Raw genomic sequence first — 16,753 nt, forward strand, 5'->3', positions numbered from 1 at the left:
GCCCAGTTCCAGCGGGTCGTCGCCACGATCGAGGCGAAGTTCCCAGCCGCCGCCGAGCATCTCGACGCCGCCCACGACGACCTGCTCGCCTTCACCGGCTTCCCACGCGAGATCTGGCGCCAGATCTGGTCCAACAACCCGCAGGAACGCCTGAACAAGGAAATCCGCCGCCGCACCCGACGTCGTCGGGATCTTCCCTAACCGGCCAGCGATCATCCGCCTCGTCGGCGCGGTCCTCGCCGAGCAAACCGATGAATGGACCGAAGGACGCCGCTACATGGGCCTGGAACTCCTGACCAAAGCCCGCCTGATCACCCTCGACACCAGCCAACACGACACCGACCAGCCCGACGCGGCACCGATCGCCGCATAACATCAGACCGGATCACGCGATGGCCGTCTCTTACACCACCAGCGCGGACGTGACCAAGCAGGCCCGGGACAAGAAGGTGCAGCCGCCGGATCTGCCCTACAAGCTTCGCCGCCTGGCCGACCTCAACACCCGCGCGTCCGGTCTCCCGGTGTGCTATTTCTCCCCGCTGGAGCAACTGACCTCACTGGTCGACGGTGAGCCCCCGATGATCGGACCCGGGTGGTCGCTGCCGCCCGGCGACGAGATGATCCCGACCGTGCGGACGATCGGCTACCGCAAGGGCGTGGGCGCCAACGGGTCCATGCCACCGATCCTCCACGCCAAGCTGGCGCTACTCGGCCACCTTTGGGAACACGACGAAGACGACTTCGGGCCGGCCGACGTCACCGCCTTCACCCCGAAGCGACTCTGGATCGGGTCAGCGAACTTCACGGCGTCGTCACGACGCAGCCTCGAGTTCGGCTTCTGGACGGAGGACCCCGTACTGCTGCGCGGTGCCGAGGAATTCCTACTGGACCTGATCGGCAGCTCAGAGGGCATCGACCCGGACGCCGACCTGCACCTGCCGGAACGGGCGCTACCGGACTTCGACGACTCCGCCATGGCGGAGTCGGCGGCCGAACTACGGTTCGCCGACCCCGAAGACGACTAACATCGCCGCACTCGGCCGCCCGCTCCCGCTGTCATCGAAGCGCGGATCACCGCGCCAAGGTCTGTGGGTGGCGCCAGCGGTCCCGCCTCGGTCCGAGTGAAGCGGGAGATGAAGGCGGTCATTGGGAAGCGTGCGTGCTACCCAATTGTCGACATCGCCAGAACCCTCGGCGCTCAGATCCGAGGGATATCGCGGCCTGCATGGTGCTCCGATGGTGCTCGGATGTTCGGCACCGGTCGAGCACGGGCGGGTCGAAATCAGCACGGTGAGCCCGGCAGCGGCGAGCCCATCACCCTGCCCGTCGCCTGCAGCGCGTGGACCAGCCGAAACAAAAAGCCCTCCGCGTGGACGAAGGGCTTGCAATACAGTACGAGCTATGAGACTTTGTATTCGGTGGGGAAGGTGGGTTACCCTTCCTCCTACGGATCAGAAGGTTAGGGGTTCGAGTCCCTTCGGGCGCACCACTTGAGCAGGGAATATAGCCGATCGGCTATATTCCCTGCCTTCGTATGGGTCATGTGTGGGTCGCGGTTGTGACCCACGTTTGAGCAGCTCAGAGGCGCTTTGGTTCGCGGTCGCGCCGCTCGGGCGGCTTCTGGGCAGCCGAGCACCATCGGAGCACCGCGGTCTCGGTATGTGGGATATCTGAATGTGAAAATGGGAAGCCCAGGAGGCGGGGGCGCATGTTTTCGCAGGTAGCGGCCTTAGTCCGGCATGCGCTGGCGGCACCCCTGCGGCCCGACCCATCTGATTACCGCTCAGATGCTTCCAGTCACGAGAGACGACATCGACCGAGACCGCAGGCTGGGCGAAGAGCCGCTCGTCGAGCATCTTGTCCACCTCGTCGGCGACCCTGCTCGCGTTGGCGTGTTACGTCTGCTCAGCGAGTCGGCGAGGCGGGGCAGGAACCGTGTCGGTGGCCTGGTCGCGTCGTGGGGATGGTCTGTTGGCCGCATGGTCGTGGGGCCGGATCGCGTTTCGCCGACGCCGTGTCAGCAGTGCAGTAGTCCCAGCCGCAGGTGAACCTGTGGCTGGGACTCTGTGTGAACACTGGACCTAGTGACTTGTGGGAGCGGGTTGTCCGGCGAGCTCCTGGTGGTTGGTGAGCTGTCGGCTGGTGAGCACTCGTCGCGCTTTCGCGCGCTGTTGGGTGCGGCGCCGCGGCACCCTCAGTTGGGGTGTGTGCTTCGGTGGCTTTCGGGCTCCTGCCCCGGTGATGTCCGGTTCCGGGTGTGGCTTGGTCGGCGCTGGGCGGTGCCGTCGTCGGTGTCTCGGGTGCGGTCGATCTGTCGTTTGATCTCCGCGCCGGGTTTGCCGGCCTCGATGAGGTAGGAGGCCGTGATCTCGGCGGCCTTGTGCGCGGCTGGCGGTAGGACGGTGGTGTAGATGTCGGCGGTGACGCGGATGTTGGCGTGTCCGAGTTGGTCCTGGACGGTTTTGATGTCCGCGCCAGCGGAGTGGGCGAGTGAGGCCGCGCCGTGTCGGAGGTCGTGCAGCCGGATCGGTGGGAGTCCGGCGCGGTCGACGAGCAGCCGCAGGCGTTGGGGGAGGTAGCCGGGGTGCAGGGGTAGTCCGTCGGGGCTGGTGAACACGTAACCGCTGTCGTGGCACACCTTGTTGGCGTCGACGCGTCTGGCGCGGCGATCCTGCTGCCGTTGTCGCTGCTGGCGCAGCACCTGCACGGTGTGCTTGTCGAGCGCGACCAGGCGGCGGCTGGCCGCGGATTTCGGTGGTCCCTCGTGCACGTCGTACCCGGCCGTGGTCCGCTGCCGGACCACCGACAGCTGCCCCTCGTGCAGGTCGACGTCGGCCCATCGGAGCCCGGCGGCCTCGCCGCGTCGCAGTCCGCGCAGCGCGATCAGCCACCACAGGGCGTAGAGGGTGTCGTCGCGGACGAAGTCGAGGAAGGCGGCGAGCTGCGCGGCTGTCCACACCGCGATCACCGGGCGCTCGCCGGTGGCCTTCCACTCGGCGACGCGGGCGTCGGTCCACACCTCGGGCTGGAGGCGTTCCCGAGGGGGTAGTTCCAGACCTCGGGCCGGGTTGTCGGTGATCAGGCGCGAATTACCACAAGCTGCACGGGTCCGGCAGTTCCACGGCTGCTACTCCGTCGGCGACGACCAACTCTGGGGCGTCGTGCGGCGGCGTAAGAGCGCCGCGAACACCCTCGCGGCGCTCAAGTCGATCCGCGCAGCCCGCCCGGACGGGGCACCGATCTACGTCATCCTGGACAACCTGTCCGCGCACAAAGGCCTCAAGATCCGCAGGTGGGCGGCCCGGAACAAGGTCGAGCTCTGCTTCACCCCGACCTACGCCTCCTGGGCCAACCCGATCGAGGCCCAGTTCGGGCCGCTACGCACCTTCGTCATCGCCGGCTCGAACCACCCGGCGCTGACCCGGAAACTGCAGGCTTACCTGCGCTGGCGCAACGCCAATGCCCGCCACCCCGACGTCCTGGCCGCCCAACGCCGCGAACGCGCCCGCATCCGCAGCGAACGACAACGACGCTGGGGCCAGCCAGCTACCCGCGCAGCCTGACCAACACCGTCAACGTTCGTGGTCACGGCACTAGTCGATCTTTCGGCGCGCACAGACAGTCGCCCGCTGCTCCGACCGCGGCAACTCGCGAACGCTTCGCTGCGGAGTCCGCCAACCGCCGGGACGAGTTCCCGCCGCATAAGAACCAGAGCGCCACAAGACAGTACCAAGTGGACAAGCAGGATGCCGACAACTGTCACTGATGGAAGCACTTCGAGCGGTGCGTCCCTTCGGATAGGCTTCCTTGCAGTTTGTAACAGATCCAAAACGGGGAGTGAATCTGCGTGGTTAGCGCCAGGAAAACGGCCGTGGAACGGGGCAGCGGAGGCACCGGAATCTTGACGACGCGGACAGGCCTGGTCATACCCTCCGACCTCGCCTTCGACGACTGGGCCGACGCCGGCTTCCGGATCAGTCGGCTGGTCGACTCCTTCGCGTGGTGCCTCGGCGACTGGTTGATCTACGGGCAGGAACGCTACGAGCGCAGATACGCCGAGACCGTGGAGCGGGTTGGCCTGGAATACCAGACATTACGTAACTATGCCTGGATCGCCCGCAAGTTCCCCATCGGTCGCCGCCGTGAGGAGCTGAGCTTCCAGCACCACACGGAGGTGGCCGCGTTGCCGGAGCCCGAACAGGACCACTGGCTCGACCTGGCAGCCGAAAAGGGATGGTCGCGTAACCGACTGCGGATCCAGTTGCGCAATCACCGACGAGCCGCCCAGCGCGCTGACCGGAAGGCCGCCGAGTTGCCCCGGGTCCGGGTGTCGACGGACCGGATCGACACCTGGCAGAAGGCCGCCGCCGAGTTGAACACCTCGTTGGACGCCTGGATCGTGCAAGCCCTCGATCGGGCCGCGGCGCAGGCCCTTGGCGCGACCGGCGGCCAGCGGTAGCACCCATGAAGGGCGTCGACGGCGTGGCGGGGGTGAGACCTCCGGCGAGGCGTGGGGCGCCGACGTCCACACCGAAACCGGAGGTCTCAATACCCGCCGACGTTCACGGCCGGCGCCCGCAGCACGCCCGGTCGACGCGCTGCGCCGGCATTCAGCGGCTTTCCTGCGCCGCCGCATCCTGCTCGCGACGTCAGGACGCGACCGCTGCCGCGGGCCGCAAATCGTGGGTCCGGCACATCACGTCGAACGAGTCCGGTGTCGACCTCGCGTTGTCGACGTCGGCCAGAATCGCGGTCACCCGCTCGGTCAACTGCTCATCGCTGAGGTCAGGATGCAGCAGGTTGCCAAGGTCCTCCCGGTCACTCGGGCAGGTGGTCAGCCACCCCTCCACCGAGTGTTTGATGCCGTAGATGCCCTCCTGGCAGTAACTGGCACAGCCCTCACACTTGGGCGCGCGCATCGTGGCGCTGTAGGAGTCCTTGAGGCGCACGCTGAAGCCGTTAGCGTCGTACCAGTAGAAGCGGCATCCGAACCGCTCCTGGATCTCCGGCTCGCCGTAGCGGTCGGTCAGCAGTTCGAGGACCTTGTCGGTAGGCAGGTAGTCCTCCTGCCACTCGGCCCGCCGGCTGGGTGAGTAGTAGAAGTCGAGCAGGCTCAGGTGCACTGGTGAGCGCGCGTCGGACACCAGGTCGGCGACAAAATCGATGGTCTGGTCCAGGACGTCACGGGTGCGACGCATCAGGACCGCGTTAAGAGCAAGGGGCACACGTTCGCTGATCGCCCACTGGATCGATTCGGTCGCGTGGGCGTACGCGAAGCGGCGGCCGGTGATCTGCAGGACGTCGGATTGCCGCACGCTGTCCAGCGAGATCTTCAGCAGATCGATGTGCCGGCTCACCGCGTCGGTGATCTTCGGCAGGCGGGCGCCGTTGGTGGTCAACTCCACCCGTTCGTACATGGGGCGGACCGCCTCGATGATGTCACCCAGGTCTGGGCGCAACGTCGGCTCGCCACCGGTGAACGAGATGCCGCCAATGCCGGCCGAAGCGATCGCCGCGGCGTTGCGCAAGTATTGCTCAGTGGTCAGTTGCTGTCCGGCGTACCTTGCCGGTACACGATTTTCCATTCCCTCTTCGACCGGGCAGTAACGGCAGACCAGATCGCATTTCGGCCAGACCGAAGCGCGCACGTAGACCGGGTCTTTCTGAGGTTTCTGCATTCGTCTCTCCCAGCACTTGTGAAGAGGGTGATGAGCATGCGCCGAACGCCCTTCCAAGGGGGTGGGCAATTGCCGGGCGCCGATTCCTATCCTGGGGCCTCGACGTGGTCGACTCAAGTCGGGGGAGGTCCGAACCGATGTCCCGCCGGCGAGACGAATCCGGCGACCTGAGCCGCGATCTGCGGAGCCACGAGCGGATGTATCAAGTGAGCCATGTCGGCGAGGGTGACGCGGCGGGAGGTAGGAATGGACGCGGTCAGAATGGCCGCACAGGGCGGCGGATTAACCGGGTCGCAGGACCCCTCCAGCACCAGTGTGGGCACCCGCACGCGGGCGAGTTCCGGGCGGCGGGCCAGTCTGCCGGGATCGGCACGGACGTGCGGGCCCAGTAGCGGTCCGGCCGGCCCTCGTGCGGCGGCGGCACGACGCTCCAGCCGGCGGTAGGCGTTCTCGGCGAAGGGCAATCGCGGCCCGTTGAGCAGCCGCCACTGCTCAACTTTCCACTCCACCACCTCCGCAGGGTCGCGGGCTTCCGCCAGGCCGCGCCACACCCGGGCCAGCGCGGGCGACGGGCCCGGGTGGTCGGACTGCCGAGCGTCGGGCATCGGCAGCGCCGCCGCGCAGAGCAGGACGGCCGAGGCCACGCGATCGGCGGCGTCCAGCAGGAGAAGCTGGGTCAGCTGCGCGCCGAGCGACGTGCCGACCACGATCGCGCGGGAGATGCCGAACGCGTCGAGCACGGCGACCGCGTCGGTGGCGAGGACGGTCACCGGGTACGGGTCCCGGTCGAACACCCGGGTCGAACGGCCGGTGTCGCGATGGTCGTAACGCAGGACCCGGTGATGGCGGGTGAGCTGCGACACCAGGCCGTCCGGCCAGCTCGACCCGGCGGCATTCGCCCCCGCGACCAGCAGCACGACGGGCCGGCCGGCCGGCCCGTCCAGCCGTGCGTACAACTGAATTCCGGGGGCGACGTCGACATATTTTTCCATTTTTCTCCTCGGTCGGGAATGGTTGTTCGTAGGGCATGCGGCGATACTGGACCGAGGATATTGAATTCCTCCGCCACGGCGGGCCGAACATTCGGGAGATTTCCATGAGAAAGATCGCCGACGAGCGGGTCGGCCGGCACCTGCTTTTTGTGTGCCTTCCCGCAGACGGCCACGTGAATCCGACACTGCCGTTCGCCGCCGAGCTGGTCCGTCGCGGCCATCGGGTCACCTACGCGACCAGTGATCGATTCGCCGCCGCAGTGACGGCAACCGGGGCAGAATTCCTGCCGATCGGGTTCGCGCTGCCGCCGGGCACTCCGACGGCGGACAGCGGACCGACTCGATACGTCGAAAGAATGCGCCTCTACGCCGACCTCGTCGAGAACGGATACCAGGCGCTGTATCAGTGGTCCGTCGCGCACGGACCGGACAGCGTCTGTTACGACATGTCGACGCCGCCGGGCCGGATGATTGCGGAGCGCCTCGGCCTGCCCGGGATCCGAATGTTGCCGACGATCGCCGGCAACGAGCACACCCGGGCACAGTTCCAGGCCGCCGGCATGAGCGGCCCGGAGCGCGCCGCACTGCGACCGGTCTGGCGGGACATGCGCCGCCTGGCGGTGCAGCACGGCGTCAACACCGCCGCGGTGATGATGGCGGAGCCCACCCCCGGGTTGAACATCGTGTTCCTGCCTCGGGCCTTCCAGCCGGCCGGTGAGACCTTCGCCGACGATTTCGTGTTCGCCGGACCGAGCGCGATGCCCGCCGGCACGGACGACGGCTGGCAACCACCGCCGGGCGAGGCGCCCCTGGTGCTGGTCGCGCTCGGCACCGCGTCGAACCGTCCGGAGGTGTACCGGGCCGCGCTGGGCGCGTTCGGCACCGCCGACTGGCGGGTGGTGCTGGCCGTCGGTGAGCATCTCGACGTCGCGGCCCTCGGGCCGGTCCCCGAGGGCGTCGTCGTCGCGTCGGTGGTGCCCCAACCGGCCGTCCTGCGCCACGCGGATGTCTTCGTGTCGCACGGCGGGATGAACTCGGTCATGGAGTCCCTGCTGGCCGTGGTGCCCACCGTCGTCGTGCCGGAGCGCCCGGAGCAGAAGGTCAACGCGGCCCGGGTGGCGGAACTCGGCCTCGGTCGCCGGCTCACGGCGGGAGAACTCTCCGCGAGCGCGTTACGGGACGCCGCCACCGCCCTGCTCGGCGACTCCCCGGAGCGCGCCGCCGTACGCGGCTTCCGCGACCGGCACCTCCGCGGCGACGGGGCGATCGTCGCGGCCGACGCGGCCGAGGCCTTCCTCGCCCGACGTGCGGTCGCTGTCTGAGCCACCCCTGCCTCATCCGTCCGTACGCTGCGCGCGGTGCAGCCGCGCATAGGCGCCGTCAAGGGCGAGCAGGCCGGCGTGGTCGCCACTTTCGACGATCCGGCCCTCGTCCAGCACGGCGATCCGGTCCGCGTCACGGATGGTGGCGAGTCGGTGCGCGACGATGACCGCGGTGCGCTGGTGCGTCAGCCGCCTGATGGCCTGCCGGACGAGGCGCTCCGTATGCGAGTCGACCGCACTGGTCGCCTCGTCCAGCACCAGCACCGCGGGATCGCGGAGGAAGGCCCGGGCGATGGTGACCAGCTGCCGCTCACCGGTGCTCAGATAGCCGCCGTCCTCGATGACCGTGTCGTAGCCGTCCGGCAGCGCGCGGATGATGTCGTCGACGTGGGCTGCGCGCGCTGCCGCCTCGATCTGCTGGCGAGTCGCGTCGAGCTGCCCGTACGCGATGTTCTCGGCCACCGTGCCGTGCCGCAGCCAGACGTCCTGCGGCACCAGCGCCACCACCGACCGCACCTGCTCGCGGGGCAGCGCACGCAGGTCCGCCCCGTCCAGGCGGATCGTTCCGTGGTCCGGGTCGTAGAAGCGGAGCAGCAGGTTGACCAGCGTCGACTTTCCGCCGCCGCTGGGGCCGACCATCGCCAGCGTCTCGCCGGGCGCGACCGTCAGGTCCAGCTCGCGGAGCACCGGGGTCGCCGGGTCGTACCCGAAGCGAATCCGGTCGAAGACCAGCTGACCGGCCGGCCGGGTCCGCTGGACCGCGACGCTGGGCCGGCTGTCCAGCTCGGGCGCGTCGAGTAGTTCGAAGATGCGGTCGAGGGACACCAGGCCCGACCGGATCACCGCGTTGAGCGTGGCGAGCTGGGTAAGCGGTCCGTTGAACTGGCGGGAGTATTGCAGGAACGCCTGGACCTCGCCGATCGTCACGGCACCGGCCGCGACGCGTGCGACGCCCACCACTGCGATCAGGACGAAGCCCAGGTTGGACAGCAGGGTCATGGCAGGTGTCACCAGTCCGCTGGTGGTCTGGGCCCGGAGCCCGTCGGCCCGGAGCCGGTCGTTGAGGCGCCGGAAGCCGCGCAGCGCCTCGCCCTGCTGCTGGAACGCCACGACGGTGGCGTGGCCGGTGTACATCTCGGCCACGTGTGCGTGCAGGTCACCTGAGGTGGCCCAGCGTGCGCCGAACCGCTCCTGGGCCCGTCTGCTGAGCGCGATGTTCAGGACGACCAGGACCAGCACCGTGGCCGTGATGACCGATGCGAGCAGCGGCGAGATGATGATCATCATGGTCAACAACCCTGCGCAGAGCAGCAGCGAGTTGGTGATCTGGCTGATCGTCTGCTGCAGGGTCGCCGCGGCGTTGTCGACGTCGTTGGTGGCGCGGCTCAGCATCTCACCGCGTGGTTGCCGGTCGAAGTATCTGATCGGCAGGCGGTTCACCTTCGCGGCCAGATCGGTTCGCAGCCGGAGCACGGTCTGCTGGATGAGCCGACTGGTGACCCGGCCCTGCAACGCCCAGCAGGCCGCCGAGAGCACATAGGTGGCCGCCGCGAGCAGCAACACGCGGGCGAGTGCGGAGAATGGGACGCCCCGGTCGCTCGTCACGCCCGCGACGATCAGGTCGGTGGCGCGGCCGAGCAGGGCAGGGCCGAGCACGTTGAGCGTCACGCTGGTCAGCCCGAGCAGGAACAGGCCGACGAACAACCGGCGGTGGGCACCCAGGCGAGCGGTCAGTCGCCGTGCCGAGTCCGAGCGCTTCACGCGGGTATGTCCATGACGTCGTCGTGGCTGGGCTCGGCCGCCACGATGTCCCGGTAGATGGCGTTGCCGGCCAGCAGCTCGGCGGGTGTCCCGAGGCCGACGACCCGCCCGGCGTCCAGCACGACGACGCGGTCGGCATGCCGGATCACCTCGGCACGTTGGGTCACCACGATCCTGGTGGCGTTCGCGTGCGCCAGTGCCAGCGCCCGTTCCACCGCGGTCGCGGTGGTCTGGTCCAGCGCCGAGGTGACATCGTCGAGCAGATAGATGTCGGGGCGGCGGACCAGCGCGCGGGCGATGGCCAGTCGTTGCCGCTGGCCGCCGGAGAGGTTGGCGCCGCCGGGCCCCACCTCGGCCCGCAACCCACCGGGCAGCCGTTCGACGAACTCCCGCGCCTGCGCCACGTCGAGCGCCTCCCAGAGGTCCGCGTCGGTGGCCCCGGTGCGGCCCTGGCGCAGGTTCGTCGCGACGGTCCCGGAGAACAGCATCGGCCGCTGCGGTACGAGTGCCACCGCGCGCGACAGGACCGTGGGGTCGAGCTGCCGGACGTCGGAGCCGCCGACCAGCACCGCCCCGCTGGTGCTGTCCGCCAGCCGTGCCACCAGGTGCAGCAACGTCGACTTGCCGCTTCCGGTCGCGCCGATCACCGCGACCTGCTCGCCGGGCCGGATGGTCAGGGTGACGTCCACGAGCACCGGCCGGGCCGCGCCCGGGTAGCCGAAACGGAGGGCACGCGTCTCGACCGAGCCAGGGGTGGGTTGCGCGGTCCGTGGCCGGGCCGGCGCGACGACGTCGGGCCGCTCGGCAAGCACCTCGCCGATCCGGACGGCGCACACCTCGGCGCGCGGAAGCGTGGTGAACAGGAAGCTGAGCGTCGTGATCGAGCTCAGCACCAGGGCCAGATAGCTGATGAAGGCGATCAGCTCACCGATCCCCAGGGAGCCCTGGGCGATCCGGCCCGCGCCGAGCCAGACGGTGACGGCGCTCAGCAGGTTCACCAGGAGAGAACCCGCCGGGAGCACCAGTGTGGACAGCCGGCCCGCGCGCAGGGCGACCCCGGCGAGCTCGGCCCCGGACCGCTGCAGGCGTTGCTCCTCGTGCGACTCGGCGCCGAACGCCCGGACGACGCGTACGCCGGTGATCTGCTCGTCGAACAGCCGGTCGATGTCATCGATGCGACCCTGCACCATCGAGGTGAGGGGCCGCATGGCGCGGAGCACGCCGGTGGTCAGCAGCATCAGCGCCGGGATCGCGGCCAGCAGGATCACGGTGAACTGCACGTCGCGGAAGGCGGCGAGCACGATGCCGCCGACGCAGATCATCGGCACCGGCACCGCGACCGCGAGCAGCATCTGCAGCAGTTGCTGCACCTGCTGGACGTCGTTGATGGTGCGTACCGTCAACGAGGACGTCCCGAAGCGGGCCACCTGCGCGATGCTCAGCCGCTGGGCGGCGACGAAGACCTCCTCCCGCAGGTCCCGCCCGATCGCCTCGGCGATCGTGGTGGCCGTCCGTACGGCGACAGCGGCCGCGAGCGCCTGGACGACGGCCACGCCCAGCATCACCGCCCCGGTCACCGCGATCCGTCCGCGGTCCCCGAACGCCAGGCCGTCGTCGACCAGGCGGGCGGTCAGCAGAGGCAGCCACAGGGCGGCGGCCGCCTGCACGAGATGGGACGCCATCACCACACTGGTGCCGCCCCAATGGTCACCGAGGCGGCGCAATATTGTGCCGATGCGCATAGCGGCGACACTACCCGCAGTCTGTTCGACCATGCCGTTCGCCGATGAGCCACGGATGCGGAAACTTTGACGATCGTCTCGTCTCGCCGGCGAGACAGGACGTGTGCAGAATGGCGAAAGGTGCGCCACAGCGGTGCGAGATCTCCCGATGACCGGAGAGAGCGAGCCTTGGAATGATTACCGAACCCCCACCTGCCCCCGAATCGATGCGTATAAGGCGGTCGGCGCTGGACCGGATGGCGGTCTCCGGCGCGGCAGTGAAATTGCCAGCATTTACCGACATCACGGTGCGGATCTCTGATCACGGCGGTGATGTCACCGCTCCCGCCCTGGTCAGCGCCGTGGTGGATCGGCTGCTGCGTCCGGCGGAGCGGCCAGCCGCCGGTGCCGCCGTGGTCGACGGTCTGCCCATGGCGGACGTCGCCGACGGCCGCCGACTGCACCGCGTTCTGTTTTCCGCAGTGTGGGAACAATTCGTCACCCGATGCGACGAGCTAAGTTCTTCCGCTACGCCGATTGTCAAGGAATCAGTGACCCGCGATGGTGTCATTCCGCCGGAGCAGTACGGCAGCAGCTGGAGCTTCAAGGCACTGCATACGGACCGCGATGCGATGCTCTTCTCGCACTTGTACGGTCCGGTCCGCGGGTTTGTCGGCGGCGAGTTTCTGCTGGTCGACGCGCGGGCCCTCATGCAGGCGCGAGAGCTGTCCTTCGACGATGCGTTCGAGTGGTCCGTCGAGCCCACACCCGGCAGCAAGCCGGTGCTGCGCGCGGAGTACGGCGACGCGGCGACACGTGAGTTCGGCATCAACCTGGGAGCTCCCGCACCGGGCCAGGTGTTCTTCGTCAACAACACCTACGGCGCCGGCATCCTGCACGGTGTCACCCCGGTGATCGCCGACGACCCGGGCCGCATGGTGCGCGAGTACCACCGATGCAGCGCGCGGTGATGGCCGTGAGCACAGCGACGGCCGCCGTACGGCGTACCCGGATAGTCGCAACCATCGGCGCGGCCAGCGCCGACCCCGCGTGCCTCGCCGCGCTGATCAGGGCGGGCGTGGACGTGGTGCGGCTCAGCATGGTCAACGGCAGCCGCGAACGGCACCTCGCCACGGTCCGTACCGTGCGGGCGGAAGCCGACCGGCAGGGCCGGACGGTCAGCGTCCTCGCGGACCTGCAGGGCCGCAAGAACCGGATCGGCCGCCTGCGTGACGGGGCGGCGCGGTGGGAGCCGGGCGAGAAGGTGGTCCTGGCCGCAGCACCGGGCGATCTCGATTCGCACCGCACCTGGCTCATCCACGGCTGGCGAGCGGTGCCGCAGGCGGGCTCGCACGTGCTGATCGACGACGGTGCCGTGGTGCTGCGGGTGGAGGAGGCCGACGACAGCACCATGACCTGCACGGTCACGCAGGGTGGCCCGGTGACCGACGGGCGCGGGGTGACCCTGCCGGGCCGGCAGCCGATTCCGGTGGGGCTGACCCCGCGGGACCGCGACGATGCCGCCTTCGCCCGTCACCTGGGGGCGGACATGATCGCGCTGTCCTTCACCGCCCATCCGTCCGACCGGGAGGCGCTGCACCGGATCGCGCCGGAAGCGGCGTTGATCGCCAAGATCGAACATCCGGATGCGGTACGCGCGCTCCCGCCGCTCATCGATGCCTTCGACGGGCTGATGGTGGCCCGGGGGGACCTGGCCCTGGAGATCCCGTTCGAGGACGTGCCGGTGGTGCAGAAGCAGGTCACCGCGAGCTGCGCGGCCCGCGGACGTAGCTCGATGGTGGCCACTCAACTGCTGCACTCCATGCGGACCGCGGCCAGTCCCACCCGCGCCGAGGTCGCCGACATCTTCAACGCCGTACTCGACGGTGCCGACTACCTGGTGCTGGCGGGCGAGACCGGATTCGGCCGCCGCCCGGTCGACGTGGTGGACGTCTGCCGACGGGTGATCGAACGCGCCGAACGCCACCGGACCGAACAGATGGAGAGGGAGACCCATGCCCGATAGCTGGCCGTCCGCCTTCGAGAAGATCATGCGTGCCCACCTGCCTCGGCTGGACCCGGCCGCCCCGCTGACCGCGACCCTGCGACCAGCCGATCAGGGCGTCGACTCGCTCGCCCTGGTGAGTCTGCTGCTCGAACTCGAGGAGGAGTTCGACGTCCCGGTGCCCGACGACGCACTGCTCGATCTCCACTCCGTCGATGTCGGTCAGCTCGCCGCCCTGATGGGCTGTGCCGGCAACGCACCCGGCGAAGCGGAGGTCGGCCGATGACCGGTCCTGAGCTCGAGTTGCCGGCGGAGGCGCGCCTCCTGGTCGCGCTGGCGCGGCTACGGCCCGACACCGACGTGCGTGGTCGGGTCCATGACCTGTTGACCCGACACGAGGAGTTCGACTGGGGACGGTTCGTCGATCTGGCGAGCCGGCACATGGTGCTGCCGCTGATCTCCCGGAACGTCCTGCGCAACCGGCTCTCGCACGACGACGACGGACGCCAGCAGATGCCCTACGCGTGGCTCTACGCCGACGTCTACCAGGGCACCCGGCGTCGGAACCTGGCCCTGAGCGACGAGTTCGGCCGGGTGCTCGGGCAGCTCAACGCCGCCGGGCTGCGGTATGTCATCCGCAAGGGCCCGGCCCTCACGGACGGCCTCTATCGGGATCCCGGCACCCGGCGGATGTCCGACCTCGACGTCCTCATCCGGCGTACGGATCTGCCCGTCCTTGCCGAGGTGGCCACCACGGCCGGCTACGACGTCGGGAAAGTGACGCCCACGGGCACCCGGATCGCGCCCTTCGACCGGCGCACCACGCTCTATTGGCAGGTCAACCTGGGCAACGTGGCACTGCCCTATCTCAAGCTGGGACACCGGCCCGAGGTGGAGACCTTCATCCTCTCCCCGTGCTTCAGCCTCTTCCAGCCCAACGCCGGCCTGCCGCTGAGCCCCGACCCGTTCCTGGAGCGTGCGACGCCCACCGTGATCTATGGCCAGCCCGCCCGGGTGCTGGACCCCGCCGACCAACTCATCGACGCCTGCGTGCAGTTGCACGCCGAAGCGACCCTGCTCTACTACATCGAGAGCGACAAGGACCTCACCTTGCGCAAGTTCGTCGACCTCGTCGAACTGCTGCACGTCAGCACGGCGCAGGACCTGTCCCGGTTCCGTACTCGAGCACACGAGCTGGGCTGCGGGCCGAGCGTGCACTACGCCCTGCACTACACGCGGCAACTCTATCCGGAGGCCGTGCCGCCGGGGCTCGCCGAGGAGTTCCAGCCGGCCGACACGGCCTATCTCGACGAGTACGGCGGCTTCGACGGCACGCCGAAGCGGTGGGACGTCGGCTTCACCGAGCGCATGTTCGACCGCGGCCGGCGCCACGCCGTCGAGGTGCGCAGCAACGTTCCCGGCACGAGATCGAGCGTGTAGCAGTGTCATCGATGGTGGATGTGATCGATGCCCTGCCGCTCGACGACGGGGCCGTGACCCGGTTACGGGCGCGGCACGGCGAGCACTGCACGCCCCTCGCGTTTCTGCTGGTCCGGCCCGACGCGGTGCGACAGGGGTTGAGCTGGGCGATCCTGGACGAGCTTCGCCGGGAGGGCCTGACGCCGCTGGAGATCGGTGTGGTCCGGCCACACCCTCGGCAGCTCGAGGAGCTGTACCTGTCGACCCAGATCCGGATGGCCGAGGCGGGACAGCGGCCCATGTGGTGGTACATGCCCCGCTACTACGAACTGGCGCCTGCGGTCGCGGTGCTGCTGACCGGTGGGCCGAACGAGACGGGAGCGGCCGAGCGGCTGACCGTGCTGAAGGGTCCGGCCAACCCGGCGCAGACGCGTCCGGGGCAACTCCGCTACCGCTACCGGTCACAGAACATGCTGATGTCGATCGTCCACTCGTCGGAAGACGCCGACAGCGCGATCCGGGAGGCGTGCCTGTTCTTCGGCGAGCAACGGGTCGACGAGGCGATCAGCCGACGTTGCCCGGCCGTGCTCGACGCCGCCGAAATCCCGGCCGTGCCGGCGATGCTGCCGACCTTTCACCAGATCGTGGCCGCCACCCAGATCGCCCTGCTTGACCGGCTCCAGCCGCGCATCGAGTGCCGCCGGGAGGCAGTCATGGTGCGCACCGCCCTCCAGCAGGCGCACGGCGGTGACCTGACGGACCCGGTCTACCGACGCCGGTCCCGGGCGTTGCGGGCACCGTGGCGGTACGCCAGCCCGCTGCGCGAGGAGCTGAGCAGCCGCCGCGACCCCGAGTCCGTCTATCTCACCTGGTCGATGCAGATGTCGCAGACGGCGGCCACCTTCGGCGACGGTGTCGTCGGCCACCTGCGGAACCTGCGCGTGGACCTCGACGACTGGGCGGAGACGGTTCTGGTCAGCGGCTGGGGCTTCCACTCCCTCATAGAAAGGACAGGGCCATGACCGAGCCGAGCGCCTCCCGCGTCACCGGCAGCAGACGCGACATCGGCACCGCGCCGGGTGGGCTGCCGAAGCTCACCCCGGCCAGTTGATCGGCTGAGCCGTGACAACCGACTGCTCGCCACACCACATGTCATCCGGACGGCCGGACGCTGCCGCCTTCCGGGAGGTGATGGCGCTGTTCCCGACCGGCGTCGTCGCCGTCACCGCCCAAGGCGACGACGGCCCGACCGGCTTGACGATTGGGTCGTTCTTCTCGGTGTCGATCCACCCGTGCCTCATCGGGTTCTGCGTCAACCGTTCGTCGCGCACCTGGCAACGGATGAGGAAATCCGTCCGACTGTGTGTGAACGTCCTCGCCGAGGACCAGCACCGGGTCAGCAGGATTCTGGCCCACCAGGTGGATCCCGAAGGCTTCGCCCTGGTCAGTTGGCCGGCGAACGGTGCGGGCATACCGGCCGTTGCCGGCGCGCTGGCCTGGATCGCGTGCGACGTCGTCGACCTGCACGATGCCGGCACGCACTCGGTGGTCATCGCAGCGGTCGGTGACCTGGCCATCGTCCGATCCGGCGGCCCGCTCGTCTACTGCCAACGCCGCTACCACTCGATCACCCGCATTGTCGCGCCCACGTCGTAGTTCGTGCCTAGGCCATCCCGCCAGCGAAGGAGAAGACATGCTGAACCTCCGTGCCGATGCCGCGCGTTCGGCGGCCGACGAGCCCCCGGACACGGTCCCATCGATGGCGACCGTCCGTCACCGACGTCCGCGACTGGTCGGCCCGGCAACCCCCACCACGACTGGCCTGGCCGCCACAGCCCGGCCGACGACGACGGCA

At 69.1% G+C, this 16,753-nt stretch carries 14 protein-coding genes and 2 pseudogenes; 11 read left to right on the forward strand and 5 right to left on the reverse strand.

Going from position 1 to position 16,753, the window contains the following annotated elements:
* Together ACGFIR_RS31170 and ACGFIR_RS31175 are read left to right on the forward strand one after the other, a co-directional pair.
* Positions 1–373 (forward strand): annotated as a pseudogene (locus ACGFIR_RS31170) (transposase); the annotation flags it as partial.
* 19 nt (positions 374–392) lie between these two features.
* Positions 393–1,025, forward strand: a complete 633-nt coding sequence (locus tag ACGFIR_RS31175; protein ID WP_393008558.1) for a hypothetical protein — start codon at positions 393–395, stop codon at positions 1,023–1,025.
* A gap of 1,169 nt (positions 1,026–2,194) precedes the next feature.
* On the opposite strand, the gene ACGFIR_RS31180 is transcribed toward ACGFIR_RS31175, so the two are convergent.
* Positions 2,195–3,019, reverse strand: a complete 825-nt coding sequence (locus ACGFIR_RS31180) for a site-specific integrase (RefSeq protein WP_393148932.1) — start codon at positions 3,017–3,019, stop codon at positions 2,195–2,197.
* Between the two features lie 65 nt (positions 3,020–3,084).
* Here ACGFIR_RS31180 and ACGFIR_RS31185 point away from each other — a divergent pair.
* Together ACGFIR_RS31185 and ACGFIR_RS31190 are read left to right on the forward strand one after the other, a co-directional pair.
* Positions 3,085–3,563: pseudogene (locus ACGFIR_RS31185) on the forward strand (transposase); the annotation flags it as partial.
* Between the two features lie 338 nt (positions 3,564–3,901).
* Positions 3,902–4,459: an LmbU family transcriptional regulator gene (locus ACGFIR_RS31190; protein WP_393148934.1), complete on the forward strand. Its 558-nt coding sequence runs from the start codon at positions 3,902–3,904 to the stop codon at positions 4,457–4,459.
* Between the two features lie 190 nt (positions 4,460–4,649).
* On the opposite strand, the gene ACGFIR_RS31195 is transcribed toward ACGFIR_RS31190, so the two are convergent.
* The gene (locus tag ACGFIR_RS31195) at positions 4,650–5,678 is read right to left on the reverse strand and encodes a radical SAM protein (protein ID WP_326564258.1); all 1,029 of its coding nucleotides are present in this window, start codon (positions 5,676–5,678) and stop codon (positions 4,650–4,652) included.
* A gap of 113 nt (positions 5,679–5,791) precedes the next feature.
* Positions 5,792–6,670 (reverse strand): alpha/beta fold hydrolase, encoded by an 879-nt coding sequence (locus ACGFIR_RS31200; protein WP_393008551.1) that lies wholly within the window; start codon positions 6,668–6,670, stop codon positions 5,792–5,794.
* A gap of 104 nt (positions 6,671–6,774) precedes the next feature.
* Between ACGFIR_RS31200 and ACGFIR_RS31205 the strand changes: the two genes are divergently transcribed.
* Entirely contained in the window at positions 6,775–7,992 is a 1,218-nt protein-coding gene (locus ACGFIR_RS31205; RefSeq protein ID WP_393148936.1) for a macrolide family glycosyltransferase, read from the forward strand.
* Between the two features lie 12 nt (positions 7,993–8,004).
* On the opposite strand, the gene ACGFIR_RS31210 is transcribed toward ACGFIR_RS31205, so the two are convergent.
* Both ACGFIR_RS31210 and ACGFIR_RS31215 read right to left on the reverse strand, forming a co-directional pair.
* Positions 8,005–9,753, reverse strand: coding sequence for an ABC transporter ATP-binding protein (locus ACGFIR_RS31210; protein WP_326564255.1), 1,749 nt, complete (start codon positions 9,751–9,753; stop codon positions 8,005–8,007).
* Entirely contained in the window at positions 9,750–11,495 is a 1,746-nt protein-coding gene (locus ACGFIR_RS31215) for an ABC transporter ATP-binding protein (RefSeq protein WP_393148939.1), read from the reverse strand. The genes ACGFIR_RS31210 and ACGFIR_RS31215 overlap by 4 nt, the downstream gene beginning before the upstream one ends.
* Before the next feature lie 173 nt (positions 11,496–11,668).
* Here ACGFIR_RS31215 and ACGFIR_RS31220 point away from each other — a divergent pair, with 173 nt between their 5' ends.
* The 6 genes from ACGFIR_RS31220 to ACGFIR_RS31245 all read left to right on the forward strand — a co-directional run bounded on the left by ACGFIR_RS31220 (position 11,669) and on the right by ACGFIR_RS31245 (position 16,554).
* Positions 11,669–12,445: a hypothetical protein gene (locus ACGFIR_RS31220; protein ID WP_393148941.1), complete on the forward strand. Its 777-nt coding sequence runs from the start codon at positions 11,669–11,671 to the stop codon at positions 12,443–12,445.
* 5 nt (positions 12,446–12,450) lie between these two features.
* Positions 12,451–13,500 carry a pyruvate kinase gene (locus ACGFIR_RS31225; protein WP_245715991.1) on the forward strand — a complete coding sequence of 350 codons (1,050 nt, stop codon included), beginning with the start codon at positions 12,451–12,453 and terminating at the stop codon, positions 13,498–13,500.
* A complete protein-coding gene (locus ACGFIR_RS31230; RefSeq protein ID WP_091632298.1) occupies positions 13,490–13,765 on the forward strand; it encodes a phosphopantetheine-binding protein in 276 nt (91 codons plus the stop codon). Before ACGFIR_RS31225 ends, ACGFIR_RS31230 begins: the two co-directional genes overlap by 11 nt.
* On the forward strand, positions 13,762–14,919 hold the full coding sequence (locus ACGFIR_RS31235) for a nucleotidyltransferase family protein (RefSeq protein ID WP_091632293.1): 1,158 nt from the start codon (positions 13,762–13,764) through the stop codon (positions 14,917–14,919). The genes ACGFIR_RS31230 and ACGFIR_RS31235 overlap by 4 nt, the downstream gene beginning before the upstream one ends.
* 11 nt (positions 14,920–14,930) lie before the next feature.
* Positions 14,931–15,920 carry a nucleoside-diphosphate kinase gene (locus ACGFIR_RS31240; protein ID WP_393148943.1) on the forward strand — a complete coding sequence of 330 codons (990 nt, stop codon included), beginning with the start codon at positions 14,931–14,933 and terminating at the stop codon, positions 15,918–15,920.
* Positions 15,921–16,089: 169 nt separating this feature from the next.
* On the forward strand, positions 16,090–16,554 hold the full coding sequence (locus ACGFIR_RS31245) for a flavin reductase family protein (protein ID WP_393148945.1): 465 nt from the start codon (positions 16,090–16,092) through the stop codon (positions 16,552–16,554).
* Positions 16,555–16,753 lie beyond the last annotated feature (199 nt).

Source organism: Micromonospora sp. NPDC049051 (assembly GCF_043197575.1).
GTDB lineage: Bacteria > Actinomycetota > Actinomycetes > Mycobacteriales > Micromonosporaceae > Micromonospora.